This is a genomic window from Janthinobacterium algoris (assembly GCF_051380935.1).
Lineage (GTDB): Bacteria > Pseudomonadota > Gammaproteobacteria > Burkholderiales > Burkholderiaceae_D > Janthinobacterium.
The window spans coordinates 17,929-33,046 of record NZ_JBNYXZ010000025.1 but is presented as its reverse complement, the minus strand read 5'-3'; the positions used below and the strand labels follow the sequence as shown (position 1 = coordinate 33,046).

Sequence of the window (15,118 nt, the reverse complement as noted above, 5' to 3'; positions counted from 1 at the left end):
AATGCAGGTCGTTACAGCTTTGCGCTGGCCAGTGCGGCGATCGCTCTAGCCGCGCCACTGGATGTAATTCATCGGAGTCCTCAATACGGACCGCCCCGGAGCAACGGAACGCAAAACCGGGTTAAGCAGGCTTAGCGCCCAATTTTCCCTAATTCTGTGTTTGCCCCATTAATTCAGTTGGTTACATCAGTATTTGGGTATTTTTGCACGAATCCCGGCCTATCTTCAAGATGTTCAATGGCCGGCCGAGGAATAGTCGACCTTCACGAATAGACTAGGCGTTCTGTTGGAGCTTATCGGGCAAATCGATGATGAATATGCAGCCTTGACCGAGCTCGCTTTCGACCGTGAGTGTCCCGTCGTTTGCTTCGACGCTTCGTCGCGCAATAGACAGTCCGAGTCCCAGGCCGCTCTTGTTAGCTCCGCTCTGCGTAAACGGTAAGAATATGTCCCGCGTGGCCTCCGCGCTCAGCCCTGGCCCATTGTCTTTGACTTTGATCAGGATGTTGTCCGTCCCGGCGTCTGCGCTGAGTGTGACGACGCCACCTTTGCCGCTGAATTTGAATGCGTTTTGCAACAGATTGCCGACCGCTGAGAAGAGCAAGTCCTTATCAGCATAGACCGTCAACAAGGAGGGAGTTTGCTCAACGAGAAAGGCGCACTTCATCAGATCAGCTTCCAGCGAAGCGGAGTATTTTACTTCCCTGATAAAATTTGCAAGACTGAAAGTCGTGCGATGCAATTTCATGCCAGGGCCAATGCGGACGTCAGCAAGCGACTGGTCAATCAGACCTCGAAGGCTGACCAGACTACGGTCAAGCACACTCCCGGTGGGACCGACCAATCCAACATTACCTGACTTGATGGCCGCCAGAGCGAGCGTTGCTGTGCTTAAGTGATTGCGCAGTTCATGGGCGAAAAATCCTAGACGTTCATTTACCTCCAAAGCTTGCTCGTCGGCGATCACCAAGTCGCGGTGCTCGTTAAACGCGGTCACTGCCTCGGCTATGCCATTGTCCAGGCACCGATTGAGCGTTCGGAACTCGTCGATACTAAATGCTTCATTGAGGTCAATCGATAGGTCCGAGACAGCCTGACAAAGGTCGCCGTAGTCATGGACTACCTCGCTTATCGAGTATCCCAATGTCAGGAGATCTGCGCCGTGGATGGAAGCCGTCATACCCACTTCGCCGCGGCGCTCTGGATCGTCAGTGGAAGGACCGGACACTGCCAGGGCCTCTGCCTCTGCTCCTCTACATTCCGCTTGCAGCGTGTGTATGAGCTGATCCAAGAACATGGGAATACCCTGTTCCAGCTGCTGCTTATTCGGTGATCGATCAGGGCGATTTGCCACTTTCTCACGGCATCGCCGTTCAAGCTCAGCCCGATTGTCGATTAAAAAATCATGCATCATGGCAGCTCTCCATAGGTTATCGAATATTGATTTCGGCTAATATTGTGGAGTAAGTGAGTCGCGCTTATCCAAAGGCTAGAATACGCTTTTTTACATCGGATGCTTTGCGCGTCAATCGTGCACGTTGGGGACTGCCTGGATCTGCCAGCGTTCTAGTTCAACCAGGCAATCCAACAAACGAAGTTTTCTGGACGGATGCGAATGCAAGCGCGCTCTGGCCAGGTTACCCGAAGCTCGAAGTCCTCAAACGCAGTCCACCATACTTATTTCGAAAACATCGTCGTTCGATGGGTTTTTGGAACATTCTCAGTTGCAGTTATTCCTGGTTCGCACCGATGGAATGCAGGTCAGCCCTATCAAATGCAGGTTCATTTGCAGCTAACGTTAGTTTGGCGGGTCCGTCAGTTGCAGTTAATCCTGGTCGAAAATCCCGTTAAATACAGGTCGGAGCATTATCGATTGCAGGTCGCTACAGTTAGCTCCAGCCTCGTCAATCATCGCAGGCCCCTCCAAGCATTCCATCTACCTGGGAGAGTACGAATTCACCCTCGACACCCGTAAGCTCGACGAGATTGTGCGAATCCGCGATTTCGGCCCATGCAACCTTCTCTTTAACCAAAGTCAGGAATGATCGTGCCGGTGATGGATGTCGGGATAATGGGGATGCGCATGGCGCAGCGGCAGATGCTGATGGGCATGCACATGCGGCTCCTTGCCGTCCCAGCTGTCATCGTGCGTATGCTGGTGATGGGCGTCGTGGCTGTGCGCATGCGTATGTAACAGCGGCTCATGCTCGTGATCGTGCTCATGATTTTCCGTTAAATGCAGCCAAATGCCTGCGGCCATCAATGCTGCGGCCAGCCAGAACAGCAGCCCGGGAATGTCGCCCAGCATGAGCAGCGAGATGACCGCGCCGACAAACGGCGCCGCCGAGAAATAAGCGCCCGTGCGGGCCGTTCCCAGGTGGCGCAACGCCAGCACGAACATCACTAGGCTCAAGCCGTAGCCGCAAAAACCAACCAATCCTGCGTTCACGGCGATGCTGACGCTGGGCAAGGTGTAACCCAGGGCCAGGGCGATGGTCAGGTTAACGGAACCGGCGACCAGGCCCTTCAATGCGGCAATTTGCAAGGCATCGCTGGCCGACACCTTGCGTGTCAGGTTGTTGTCGATGCCCCAGCACAGGCAAGCGCCCACAATGGCGATCGCGCCCCAGGGCACGCCCAGTTTTGGCACCTGCTCCCAGGACAGCAGGATGCCAGCGGCGACGATCAGCAGCATGCCGATGAAAATACGGCGGTCGAAATTTTCCTTGAAGACAAACCACGCTAGCATGGCAGTCAGCACGCCCTCGATATTGAGCAGCAACGATGCCGAGGAGGCAGGCGTCAGCGTCAGGCCGAACATCAGCAGGACCGGCCCGGCGATGCCGCCGAAGGCAATCGCCCCCGCGAGCCATGGCAAATCCGCAGTCGTGAGCGTGGCGGATTTGTCCTTGGTGTTGCGGGTGAGCACCGCGCGCACCAAGAAACAGGCCAGCAAGCCTAGTCCGCTGCCCAGGTACAGGATTCCTGCCAGAGTGACGGGAGCGACCTGCCCTACCAGCGTTTTGGCAAAGGGTGTGCTGGCGCCAAACAGCGCCGCCGCCAGTAAGGCGTACACGACACCCTGATGCGTGCTGTGACTGGGTGAAGATGATGAAGATGACATGCCATGCTTTCATAACGTATTGTTTACTTAGTCTGCCAGTATGCACGATCCGACACACGCTGGCAGCGCAATCCACATCACAGCCCGGTGAGGGGCCGCATGCTGGCTTACTTGGCGACCAACTCGGCCTTGACTGTGTTCTTGTCCGCAAAGGTAATGCTTGCCTGGGCTCGGGTGCCGGCTGCCAGCGGCACCGCCGTCTTGGCGATCATCGTATTGTCCACGCCAGGCTGCAAGGCGACGTCGGTCTTGGTATTGCCCGTCATGATTGTCAACACGCCCGTTGCGCCTGCCGTCGCATAGCTCTTGCCCGCGCTTTTGGCATACACCGTGGCTCCCGTCTTGCCGCCCTTCAATTCGAGCTTGATCTGGGCCGGCGCCTCGTCATGATCGTGGTCGGTGTGGGCCCATGCGCCAGGTGCGCTGGAAACGAGCAACAAGGTGGCCGACGTCAACATAACTTTTTTCATGCAATTCTCCATGGATGCGGCGATTTTGGTCGGCCTCGCCGCGATAAGCCGTCGTGCTTGTGCGCGACACCGTGCCATTAGCGCCGCACACAGGAAACCAATCGTATTACTTACTTTTTGTAAATGTCTGCGTAAAAACCGCTGGAGCGCAGGATTAGCGTCACCGGCTCGGCCGATTTGTTTTTCCAGTACCAGCCGTGCACGCCTGTAAAGGGCGCGATCAGCGAGCCGCTGGAGCTGCTCACGCCCTTGTCGGCGATAAAGCTCTCGAACTCGTCTTCCCGCGCGTTGACCGGTTCGCCATGAAAATCATGGTTGACCGCGGCGCCACCCTTCGTTTCCCAGGAATAAATCAGCGTTGCTCCCTTGGCCAAGTGGGTTTTGACTTCCAGGCCTTTACCGGGCGCCAGCGTAATTTCCTGCTCGTCCGAGCGATATGGCACCGTTTGCTTCGAGGCAATCGTGAGTGCGCGTTCTTCGCCGGGCGCAGATACTTGCGATCCTTGTGGCGCGGGTGCGCTATCGGCGGCCGCCGTTGCCGGGCGATGCAAGGTGGTCAAGCCCAGCGCCTTGCCGATTCCTGTGGGATCGATGCCATATTCGGCAGGCAGGACCGCGATGGTCAAAATGAGGCCGGCAACCAAGGCCGTCAGGCCGGTACCACGCAACAGTTCTTTTTTAGGGACCGAAATGCCGCCGTTCATTGGTGTGGATGTCATGGGTCGTGCTCCTATTTGCTGAGAAAGCCGGTGAATTGGTAGCCGGCCAGAATGAATCCGGCCGTCATCAGGACGAAATTGCCAGTGGCGGCATGCCGTACAAAGCTGGTGGTGCTGCGCCAGTAACGCATGGCGATCAGGATCATGCTCAAGGCCAGCAGTTGGCCGATCTCCACGCCGACATTGAAGGCGATCATGTTTGGCACCAGGCCGTCGGCGGACAAGGCAAAGTCCTGCAGCTTGGTGGCCAGGCCGAGACCATGGAAGAAGCCGAAGATCAGCACGGCCGCCCGCTTGTTCGGCTGTACGCCAAAGACCGTCTGGAAGCCGCCCAGGTTGTCGAATGCGCGGTACACGATGGACAGGCCGATAATGGCGTCGACAAAATAGGCATTGATATGCCAGCCGTTGATCACGCCCAGCAGCAAGGTCGTGCTGTGGCCGATGGCAAACAGCGTCACATACAGGCCGATATCCTTCATGCGGTACAGGAAGAAGATCACGCCGCACAAAAACAGCAAATGATCGTAGCCGGTGACCATGTGCTTGGCCCCCAGATAAATGTACGGCAGGATCTGCATGCCGCTGCTGGCCTGCAGAAACCCCTTGTCGGACTCGGATACTCCATGGGCGGCCGCGATACCAGCGCATAGCCACAGCAGGGCGCCGGCCAGCCAGCTCCACCAGGCACCAAGGCCCGGCTTGTTCGTCATCAATTTCATGTAGCGCTCCAATTAACGGTCTTGGCGTCGGGAGACGCCTGGAAAAATGCCTTATTCATGGTCCATGTCCCACACCACATGCGCGTCGACCAGGATGCCGTAGTACGCGCGTGCCGCCGCCACCCGCGCCGCCAGGGCGTTTTGCTGGGCGGTGGTCGCCTGGCGGCGGGCCGCCAGCAAGGTAGGAAGATCGGCTTCGCCCAAAGTGTAGGCACGTTGCAGCAGGCGTGCGTTGTCACGCATGTCCGCCGCGCCCGCTTCGGCCACCTGCCAGCTTTCATGCGCGCCCTGTGCCGACGCCAGCGATACGGCGATGGCGCCATCGAGGGCGCGCCGCTTCAGTGCGACCTCATGCTGCGACACCTCCATGGCCTGGACTGCCCGCCCATCGCGTGCGGCCCGGTGGGCGCCCGGCAAGGGAATGCTGAACATGACACCCGTGATGCGCTCACGACCGCCCACCTCGGACGCCGTGTACAGGCCGACGGTGGGATCTGGCGTGCGCTCGGCCCGCATGCGCGCGCTGACGCCTTGCGCCTTGAGCAGTTGCGCCTCGGTAATCTTGAGTTCGTCACTCTGGGACAGGATGCGTTCACGCCAGAACGTCGGCGACTCGGCAAGGGGCAGCGAGGAAGGCAAGGTGGACAACTCGCGCTGGAAGCCAGGAAAACGCGCATGCAGGCGCGCCCAGGCAACAGCGGCCGCCGTTTTGGCTTCGATACTGACGCGTTGCTGGTCGGCTAGATCGCCACGCGCCAGGCTGGCATCGAGCGCGGCGGCGTCACCTGCCTTGACGCGCTTGTTCACCGCAGCAAGATTGTCGCTGGCCGCCTGCTGGTGCTCGGCGGCTAGTACCAGCGCCTGTTCAGCGTGCGACCAGTCCAGCCACAGTCCCAGCAATTCACGCGCGGTCTCGTGCAAGGCCTCGCCATAGCGCGCCTCCCCCTCTTCCTGCAAGGCCTGGCCGATGCGGCGATCCGCATTGGCCTTGGCCGGCAAGCGCAACGTGCGCTCCACGCCCGCATTCCACTCCCTGTAATGCGGCCCGGCTTCCACGGCACGCCGCTGGGCCGTGACCTTGGCGGTCCACTCGTACGGCGAATCCTGCGCAAGAGCGGCGTCCTGGCGCAGCATTTCGCGCCCGGCACGGGCGGCGGCCACCTCAGGATCCTGGTCCAGCAGAGGGCGCACCATCGCTGTCGGCAACAAGCCAGGCGCCGGTGGCAGTGGCGCGGCCTGGACCGCACCCGCCGCCAGCGCAATGAGTAATCCATACTTCATAGCAGCTCCCCCGCTTCGGTAATGGGTGTGAGCCAATAGCGCACACCGCCGCCTTGCAAGACTTGGCGCAGCATGGTCAGCACTTTTTCCCGATGCGCTTCCGGCAGAAGTGCATCGATGCGCGTCATCTTGGCCAAGCCAAGCACTTGCTCCGTGGCGCTGAGCCGATCGTGCGCCAGGCCGTGTGCGGCCGCCGCCGTACTGGTAAAGAGGGAAATTTCACTGCTCATCAGCAGCGTGTCGAGCACGTGCTCTTCCAGCGCTGGAGGACACAGCAAGGTTAAACACAGTTCAGTCATGGAATTTCTCCTGCTTCGCCACCGCGAAGCGCAAATAAAGAATGGGCAACAACAGCAGGGTCAAGGCGGTCGCCGTGATCAAGCCGCCAATCACCACAATGGCCAAGGGGCGCTGGATTTCCGAGCCCGGGCCGCTGGCGAAGAGCAGCGGAATCAGGCCAAAAGCGGTGATGGAAGCGGTCATCATCACCGGGCGCAGGCGTCGGCGTGCTCCTTGCACCACCAACTCGGCCAAGGCCATTCCCTCGGCACGCAGCTGATTGAAATAGCTGACCAAAACGATGCCGTTGAGTACGGTGATGCCCAGTAAGGCGATAAAGCCGACCGATGCCGGCACCGACAGATACTCGCCTGTGAGCCACAAGGCGACGATGCCGCCCACCAGGGCGAACGGGATAATCGACAGTATCAGCAGGGCTTGGCGCACCGAGCGAAAGGTCGAAAACAGGACAATGAAGATCAAGCCCAATGCCACCGGAACGACAACGCTCAAGCGGGCGGCCGCGCGCTGCTGGTTCTCGAACTGGCCACCCCAGGTGATGCGGTAGCCGGTTGGCAGCTTCAGCGTCTTGGCCACACTGGCTTTGGCTTCGTTGACGAAACCCACTAGGTCGCGTCCGCTGACATTGGCAATCACCACGCTATAGCGGCTACCCATCTCGCGGTCGATCTTGACCGGTCCCTCGGCCCGTTCCAGCTTGGCGACGGTACTGAGCGGCACGCTGCTGCCGTCCTTGGCGGTAATGCGCACGGCGGCAAAATCCGTCGGTGACAAACGGACAGATTCGTCGGCACGCAGCAAGATAGGCGTGCGGCGATTGCCCTCGACCGCATGGCCCGCCTGCTGGCCTTCGATCTGGACCCGCAGCGCATCCTGGATTTCCTCGACGCTCAGACCCAATCGGCCAGCCTGCAAGCGGTCGACGGCCACGCGCAGGTATTGCACGCCATCGTTTTGCACTGTGTAGACATCCTGATTGCCTGGTATGGTTTTCAGAACAGTTTCCACTTGCGACGCAAACTGGTTCAGCTGCGCCAGATCGGGGCCGAAGATTTTCACAGCGATATCGCCGCGCACGCCGATGATCATCTCGCTCACGCGCATTTCGATCGGCTGCGTAAAGCTGTATTTAATACCAGGCAACTGGTCGAGTACTTTGCGGATCTCGTCCATCAGGGCTTCCTTGCTCTTCATGCGCCATTCGCCAGTCGGCTTGAGCAAGAGATAGGTGTCGGTTTGATTCAAACCCATCGGGTCGAGGCCGATTTCATCCGAACCCGCACGTGCCACCACGCCAGTGATTTCCGGCAGCGCTTGCATCAATGCCTGATGGACCTTGAGGTCCAGCGCAGCGCTTTGTTCAAGGCTGACGGAGGGCAGCTTTTCGATGCCGACAATCAGGTCACCCTCATCCATGGTGGGCATGAACGTCTTGCCCACCTGCGTGTAGAGCAAACCGGCGCCGAGCAGCATGACCGCAGCGCCGATGGCAACCACCCGTTGCCGGCGCATGCTCCAGGCCAGCACGGGTTCGTACCAGGTCAGCAGTTTGCGCGGCAGCCAGGGTTCCTGATGCGCCACATCGTGCAGCAGATACGAAGCCAGGACGGGAATGACGGTCAGCGACAGCAGCAGCGAGCCGGCCAGCGCAAAAACGATCGCCAGGGCGACCGGGGCAAAAAACTTGCCTTCCAGATCCTGCAGCGTCAGCAGCGGCAAAAACACAGTGATGATGATAACGATGCCGGAAGTGACCGGAACGGCTACTTCGCGCACCGCCCGGTAAATCGTATGCAGGCGGGGCAACTTTCCGGCAGTCGGATCGTGCGCCAGTCTTTGGACGATATTTTCCACCACCACCACGGCCGCATCGACCAACATGCCTATGGCAATGGCCAGGCCTCCCAGACTCATCAGATTGGCCGACATATTGAAGCCGCGCATGAGAATGAACGTGATCAGCGCCGCCAGCGGCAAGACCAGGGCCACCGTCAGCGCCGCGCGCATGTTGCCCAGGAACAGGACCAAGAGGACGACGACAATCACCGTCGCTTCTAATAATGCAGACGAGACGGCACCCACGGCTTTCGAGACGAGCTGTGCCCGGTCATAAAAGACATTCAGGGTGACGCCCTTGGGCAAGGTTGGCTTGATCTCGTCGAGCTTCTTGCGCACGCCTTCGACCACTTGCTGCGCATTGGCGCCGGCAAGACCAAGCACCAGGCCTTGTACCGCCTCCCCTTTGCCGCTCTGGGTCACGACGCCATAGCGTGTCAATGAGCCGATACGCACGTCGGCGAGTGCGCCCACGCGCAACGGCGCCCCGTTCTGTACCGTGACGACGACCGCGCGCAAATCATCGAGGCTGGTGATGCTGCCTTCGCTGCGCACCAGCAACACTTCATCGCCGTCGCCGAGGCGCCCGGCCCCGTCGTTGCGGTTGTTGGCGCGGATTGCTTCACTCAACTGTGCCAGTGTGACGCCGCCGGCCGCCATGGCCAGCGAATTGGGCACGACCTCAAAGGCGCGCACTACTCCGCCCAAGGCATTCACATCAGCCACCCCTGGCACGGTGCGCAAGGCGGGACGGATCACCCAGTCGAGCAAACTACGGCGCTCGGCCAGGGAGAGACCGCCACCTTCGATGGTAAACATGAACATTTCACCCAGCGGCGTGGTGATCGGTGCCATGCCACCGCTGATGCCACCGGGCAAGCTCTCGGTGATGCCGGCAAGCCGTTCACTGACCTGCTGGCGGGCCCAGAAGATATCAGTGCCATCCTGAAAGTCGATGGTGACGTCGGCCAGTCCATATTTCGTCACCGAACGCAGGACTTTGGTCTTCGGAATGCCCAGCATTTCGACTTCGATCGGCACCGCGATGCGGCTTTCCACTTCTTCCGGCGTCATGCCGGGGGCCTTCATGATGATCTTGACCTGCGTACTTGATACGTCAGGAAAGGCGTCGATGGGCAACTGGTTGAAGGCAAACCAGCCAGCACCACCCAACATCAACGCCGCCAGCAGGACAAATAGCCGTTGCGAGAGACAAGCCTGAATCAGACGGGCTAACATCAGCTGCCTCCTTTTTCGCCCAGCCAGGAGCCTTTCAGGGCCACGACGCCGGAGATGGCGAGATGATCGCCCGCCTTCAGCGTCCCGGACACGCGCACGCGCTGTCCGGCGCTACTGACGACGGTCACCGGACGGGCTTCAAAGCCATCCTTATTTCGCACAAAAACGTAAGCTTGCTTGCCGTCGTGTGCCAGAGCGGCCAGCGGCACGTCCCAGGCGGCAGTATTGGCGCTCAACGGCAATTGCACGGTGACCATTTCACCGGGCCGCAAGCCACTTGTCCCAGCATCCAGTTCGGCGCGAATAGCGACCGTCTGGCTGCCCGGTACGACGACCGGACTGATACTGACGATGCGTGCCTTGCTGTTGCGCCCCTCTATCTGCAAGGCGCCGCCGACCCGCCAAGCCGCAGATTCAGCGGCAGGCGCCTGGATGTCCAGTGCCAGACGATCCACTTGTGTCAGGTGCAGCAAGGCGGTGGCAGGGTCGATCCGCTGACCCGGCCTGACCTCGATGTTGGTCACGATGCCGGCCTGGGTGGCCGTAAGCGTCAATCCATCCTCCAGCTTGCCGCTGGCGATAATGCGTTCGATAGACTGTGCCGACAAACCAGCCAGGCGCAGCGCGGCTTTGGCTTGGCGCAATGTCGCTTCGCTATCCTGTAGCGCCGCCTGCGACTCCTGCACGCGGCGCTGTGCAATGATGCCCTCGTCGAACAAAGCCCGTTCGCGCAGTGCAGTCTGGCGGGCCAGGCCGGCACGGCTCGCCGCTTGCAACACTTGCAATTGGAGGGGGCCGAGTTCCTGGCTGACCACGCGCAGCAGCGGTGCGCCGCGCTTGACCATCTGGTTCGGTTGCACATATAGCTGTATCGCCAGGCCCGCAACGGGCGAGCTGACGATTTGTTCACCATTGGCGGGCAAGGCTACCTGCGCAGGCAGGCTCAGCACGACAAGTTCGGCATCGCGCTGCAAAGCCTTCACCTGGATATTGAGGGCTTGCATCTGCTGTTGCGTGACAGCAATTTTGGCTGAGCGTTCTGCGGCGGATGACGGAATGCAAAATGCCAGCGCAAGCGCCAGGCACAAGGGCGAGAGTATTTCTCTTGTTTTCATGATTCTTTCCTGAATGAGGCAGACAGGGCTACTGGGGTGATCGAGGCCAAGGCCCGCAGGCCAGGCACGCCAACATCCACCTGGCGCGCCATATAGGCGGCGCCGGATGAAGGAAGGCAGCACAAAGTGATAATGCAACGAAGACAGGAACGCGCGACGCATCCGGGCGCGCGTCCACTCCAGAAAATGCATGATTGGGGGCGCAAGCCTCCGGTCATACAGACGGAGTTAGGCTGTCAGCGCGTCGCTACAAGGGGGGCGGAACGGGGGATCGTACGATGGGAGCGGCAAGCGCAGGGCGACAAATTGCGGTGGGACATTGGCGTCCGCAGCCGGCATGGAAAAGCCGCCAAAGGCGGTATCCGGGAAAAACTGAAGATGGTCAACGGCGTGCAATGCCTGGTGTCCGGACTTGCCAGGCACGTCATTGCTGCGATCATCATGATCGCCGTCGTCGCTGTGGCCCAGGTGGGCATGCTCATGCTCACCGGCATCCTGGTCGAGCTGGCCGATATGCGCCATCTCATGTGCCAGGCGAACGCTGCTCCCCGTCCATGCGCCGCTGTTCGTCATGAACATGACGAACAGGAAAAAAGCGAGGTAGTTGGAGAGGGACTTGCGCATGCCCGGAATGTATCACGCCTGTCATGACTTTGCGAGGGCGCTGTTGTGAAAATTTAAAAAAGTGCAGGAACCTTTGATCGTATTCTAATTAGCACTGGTAAACAGTTCAATTCTGACAGGATTGTAATCCTGGCGTTAGACGACTGTCACCTTTCCAAGGTAGACTGAAGACAGAAACCGACGGCGATCTTCGCCATCCGCATAACGTGGACACAGCAGTTGAACGAGTGGAAAAGTGACATGCGATTATTAGTTGTGGAAGACGAGCAAAAGGCGGGCGAATATATTCAGAAAGGTCTGAACGAGTCTGGCTTTGTGGTTGACTTGGCGAGAACTGGGCCCGACGGACTTCACGCTGCCACTACTGCCCATTACGACCTGATCGTGCTTGACGTCATGCTTCCGGGCTTAGATGGTTGGCAAATCATCGCTGAGTTGCGCAAAACGGTCGATACGCCGGTGCTGTTTCTTACAGCACGGGATGGGCTCGATGACCGCATCAAAGGCCTGGAGCTTGGTGCGGATGATTACTTGGTCAAGCCCTTCGCTTTTGTTGAGTTGCTTGTTCGTATTCGAACGTTGTTGCGCCGAGGGCCGATCAGAGAAGCTGATATTTTTCAGATTGCCGATCTGGAACTGGACATTCCCAAGCGAAGAGTCATACGGGCCGGTGTGCGGATTGATTTGACTGCAAAAGAATTTGCCCTTTTGCATTTGTTATCCAAGCGGGTCGGACAAGTTTTGTCCCGGCCGTTGATTGCATCGCAAGTCTGGGACATGAATTTTGACAGCGACACGAACGTGGTGGATGTCGCGGTACGCCGTCTACGAGCAAAAATTGACGACCCCTTCGAGGTCAAACTGATCCATACGATTCGGAGTATGGGCTACGTGTTAGAAAATAGACAATGAAGGTCAAGAACTGGTCTCTCACAGCTCAGCTGGGGGCGCTCTTCGCTGGCATCTCGGCAATTGTATTTTCGGCCCTAGGCATCTATCTCTATCAAGCACTCGCGGCGCAGCTCCAGGCACGGGATGATGCAGACCTTGTCGACCGTATTGTGTTCATCAGGCATATGCTTGAGGAAACATCGAGTGTAGAGTCGATTCGTGTGGATCCGCACCGCTTTTTAGATGCTGTCGATTTGCATGGCGGCTTTTTGCTCGTTATGCAGGCACAAGACGGTGAAGAATTAACCCGCAATACCCGTGACCGTTCATTCATGCACGCCAATGGGGCTGTGCCGGCTGAGACGATGCCAGAGCCATCTCACGTACGTGCTGCGCCAGGGCATAGCGAACCCAACCTAAGGGTCATTGCAGCGCTGGGTACCGTTGGTTCGACAGGTTCCGTGGTGCAAATCACGCTCGCCCGGAGCGAAGAGAGCCGCGCAGCTGTTCTATCTGCATACAAGTTAAAAGTTCTTGCTTCAGGCTTCTTTGGTGCTGTGCTAACAGCCCTACTGGGGTTTCTGCTTGTGCGTCGCGCGTTGCACAAAGTGAAGCTCTTCGCGCAGCAAGCTCAGCAAGTCAGTGCGCACAATTTGGAAGTGCGCTTGCATGCAAAATCAGCCCCGAAGGAATTCCAGATACTGGCTGATTCGTTCAATGAGGTGCTTGACCGCCTGCAAAATAGCTTTAATAACCTTTCCCAGTTCGCAGATGACCTGGCACATGATTTGCGTACGCCTCTTAACAATCTGATGGTGCAAACAGAGGTTGCCCTGTCTCACCCCAGAGAATCGGAGGAATATCAAAACCTGCTCTCATCTAACTATGAGGAGTTTTGCCGTCTAGCCAGGATGGTGGAAAGCATATTATTTTTGGCACGGGCTGACCATGACCAGGTTTCGCTAGCAACTGAACAACTCGATATGGATGTTGAGCTGACGCGAATCGCCGAGTATTTTGAAGGGCCGGCGTCCGACGCCGGGATATCAGTCATCGTCATCGCCACGGGTAAAGTGCTTGCTGATGGACACCTACTTCGCCGCGCGGTGAGCAACCTTGTATCGAACGCCATTCGGTATACCCCGAAGGGCGAAACTATCACCCTCAGGGCGATAGCTGACGACGACGGGGCCGTGGTTTCCGTTTCCAATCATGGTCCAGGCATCACGCAGGAACACCTGCCGCGGCTGTTTGATCGGTTCTATCGTTCCGATAAATCGAGGTCCAGTACGTCAGCCTCCGCTGGCTTGGGTCTTTCAATCGTCAAATCCATCATGACGCTTCACCATGGCCGCGCCAGCGTCACGAGTGAGCCCGATGGAGTAACGCAATTCACGCTATTTTTTCCAGCACCCATTACCCACTGATCGTTCGAGGTGGGTTTGCGAGGACAGGCACCTTGAAATTACCAAGGATTACCCATAGCCCCACACCACCATTAGCGCAATCGCCGACGGGAGAAAAGGCATCTGGTTGTTCGATTTCACAAATGCCTTTGCCGCTGTTAGATGTCGGCGGCGTGGTTCCGCCGCCCCCGCTGGGCGCCAACCGCACTACTTCATTGGATGTTTTTTCATCCAGGCGTCGAATTGCGCGATCTCTTTCTTTTGCGCGGCAATGATTTTCTTTGCAGCGCTGATCATGGCTGCATCCTTGCCGGTATCGACTTCAACTTGCGCCATATCAATGGCCGCCTGATGGTGAGACCGCATCATCATCACAAAATCGTGATCGACATCGCCAGTCATTTTCATTTGGCCCATTTTTTCGTGCATGTCGTCCATCGACTTACGCATTTTCATTGAAGCGTCGCCGGAAGCATTTGCACCCATTTCCATCTTGCCTGCGGAAGACGCCGACGTCTGCGCGGTAGCTACCACCGGTATTGTATATGCCGATATAGCCACTGCGAGGCTGCAAGTTAGATCGCGTGCAATGCGTAGACCACTGATTTTGTTGTTATACATATTTCTCTCCTGACAGGATGTTGAAATATCCCCCACCCATGTCAACCAGGCGGAGGGGGCGTTGTGTATTGACAGCAATTTTTTCCAATTGACAATCAGGCCGCCATGCTACGGCAACTGGACGCGCACGCATCACATGCCTGCACGCACTCTTCCATACCGTCAAGTTCGCGGCAGCTATCAGCGCAAGCTTGACAGATATCGGCACAAACAGCGCACAAACGGGCGCTGAATGCAGAACCGCTCAGCTGCAAATTTGCTGAGGTTTGGCAAATTTCGGCGCAGTTCACCATCAAACGAAAATGATCCGGCTCGACGTGTTTTCCACCCATCTTTAGACAATGAAGCATCGCCATCTTCGTACAGACTTGATGACATTGTGCGCACGCATCGATGCATGACTGCATGTCCGAGGCCGCCATATTTGTTAAATTTTTCATGTCAAGTTCCTTATCATAAATGTTGAAATGACATAGCAACATCACATGATAATCCGCAAAAATTCTAGCTGTATGTACGACATCGCACGTCGATCCACGATTGATCAACAAGCCGCATTCCTTGCCGCGCGGCGTGGAACAGAGCGGAACAGGCGTTATTGAATGAATCGAGGCGGGGCAAAAGCAACCTCTTCATATTTTTTGCTGACACCGGTATGCCGATATTTGTCATTCTGTTGACTGTAGGCGTACCGATCCACGCCGCCGTTTTATGTTGTGGCAGCGCGCATCCTTTTTAGCGTGTTGCCGAAGATGCACTTGAGGCGCTGT

Annotated in this window: 14 protein-coding genes; 2 read left to right on the top strand and 12 right to left on the bottom strand. The window is 57.8% G+C overall.

Translation table 11 applies throughout. From position 1 onward, the window contains the following. Positions 1-274: 274 nt before the first annotated feature. The 10 genes from ACQ4W7_RS26275 to ACQ4W7_RS26230 all read right to left on the bottom strand — a co-directional run bounded on the left by ACQ4W7_RS26275 (position 275) and on the right by ACQ4W7_RS26230 (position 11,430). Positions 275-1,414, bottom strand: a complete 1,140-nt coding sequence (locus ACQ4W7_RS26275; RefSeq protein WP_436534448.1) for a sensor histidine kinase — start codon at positions 1,412-1,414, stop codon at positions 275-277. A 621-nt stretch (positions 1,415-2,035) separates the two neighbouring features. Next, complete coding sequence (locus ACQ4W7_RS26270) at positions 2,036-3,124, bottom strand: DMT family transporter (RefSeq protein WP_436534446.1); 1,089 nt, start codon at positions 3,122-3,124, stop codon at positions 2,036-2,038. A 107-nt stretch (positions 3,125-3,231) separates the two neighbouring features. Further along, the gene (locus tag ACQ4W7_RS26265; RefSeq protein ID WP_436534444.1) at positions 3,232-3,594 is read right to left on the bottom strand and encodes a hypothetical protein; all 363 of its coding nucleotides are present in this window, start codon (positions 3,592-3,594) and stop codon (positions 3,232-3,234) included. A 110-nt stretch (positions 3,595-3,704) separates the two neighbouring features. Then, positions 3,705-4,298: a transmembrane anchor protein gene (locus tag ACQ4W7_RS26260; protein WP_436534442.1), complete on the bottom strand. Its 594-nt coding sequence runs from the start codon at positions 4,296-4,298 to the stop codon at positions 3,705-3,707. Between the two features lie 26 nt (positions 4,299-4,324). Beyond that, positions 4,325-5,035, bottom strand: coding sequence for a HupE/UreJ family protein (locus ACQ4W7_RS26255; protein ID WP_436534440.1), 711 nt, complete (start codon positions 5,033-5,035; stop codon positions 4,325-4,327). A gap of 51 nt (positions 5,036-5,086) precedes the next feature. After that, on the bottom strand, positions 5,087-6,316 hold the full coding sequence (locus ACQ4W7_RS26250) for a TolC family protein (protein WP_436534438.1): 1,230 nt from the start codon (positions 6,314-6,316) through the stop codon (positions 5,087-5,089). Beyond that, positions 6,313-6,615 carry a DUF3240 family protein gene (locus ACQ4W7_RS26245; RefSeq protein ID WP_436534436.1) on the bottom strand — a complete coding sequence of 101 codons (303 nt, stop codon included), beginning with the start codon at positions 6,613-6,615 and terminating at the stop codon, positions 6,313-6,315. Before ACQ4W7_RS26245 ends, ACQ4W7_RS26250 begins: the two co-directional genes overlap by 4 nt. Continuing rightward, the gene (locus ACQ4W7_RS26240; RefSeq protein ID WP_436534434.1) at positions 6,608-9,691 is read right to left on the bottom strand and encodes an efflux RND transporter permease subunit; all 3,084 of its coding nucleotides are present in this window, start codon (positions 9,689-9,691) and stop codon (positions 6,608-6,610) included. Before ACQ4W7_RS26240 ends, ACQ4W7_RS26245 begins: the two co-directional genes overlap by 8 nt. Beyond that, entirely contained in the window at positions 9,691-10,998 is a 1,308-nt protein-coding gene (locus tag ACQ4W7_RS26235; protein WP_436534432.1) for an efflux RND transporter periplasmic adaptor subunit, read from the bottom strand. The genes ACQ4W7_RS26240 and ACQ4W7_RS26235 overlap by 1 nt, the downstream gene beginning before the upstream one ends. Positions 10,999-11,034: 36 nt before the next feature. Continuing rightward, complete coding sequence (locus ACQ4W7_RS26230; RefSeq protein WP_436534430.1) at positions 11,035-11,430, bottom strand: hypothetical protein; 396 nt, start codon at positions 11,428-11,430, stop codon at positions 11,035-11,037. 240 nt (positions 11,431-11,670) lie between these two features. Between ACQ4W7_RS26230 and ACQ4W7_RS26225 the strand changes: the two genes are divergently transcribed. Beyond that, a complete protein-coding gene (locus ACQ4W7_RS26225) occupies positions 11,671-12,342 on the top strand; it encodes a heavy metal response regulator transcription factor (RefSeq protein ID WP_436534428.1) in 672 nt (223 codons plus the stop codon). Beyond that, complete coding sequence (locus tag ACQ4W7_RS26220; protein WP_436534426.1) at positions 12,339-13,748, top strand: heavy metal sensor histidine kinase; 1,410 nt, start codon at positions 12,339-12,341, stop codon at positions 13,746-13,748. Before ACQ4W7_RS26225 ends, ACQ4W7_RS26220 begins: the two co-directional genes overlap by 4 nt. 186 nt (positions 13,749-13,934) lie before the next feature. On the opposite strand, the gene ACQ4W7_RS26215 is transcribed toward ACQ4W7_RS26220, so the two are convergent. Next, positions 13,935-14,348: a DUF305 domain-containing protein gene (locus tag ACQ4W7_RS26215; protein WP_436534425.1), complete on the bottom strand. Its 414-nt coding sequence runs from the start codon at positions 14,346-14,348 to the stop codon at positions 13,935-13,937. Positions 14,349-14,443: 95 nt separating this feature from the next. Beyond that, positions 14,444-14,788 carry a four-helix bundle copper-binding protein gene (locus tag ACQ4W7_RS26210; protein ID WP_436534423.1) on the bottom strand — a complete coding sequence of 115 codons (345 nt, stop codon included), beginning with the start codon at positions 14,786-14,788 and terminating at the stop codon, positions 14,444-14,446. Positions 14,789-15,118 lie beyond the last annotated feature (330 nt).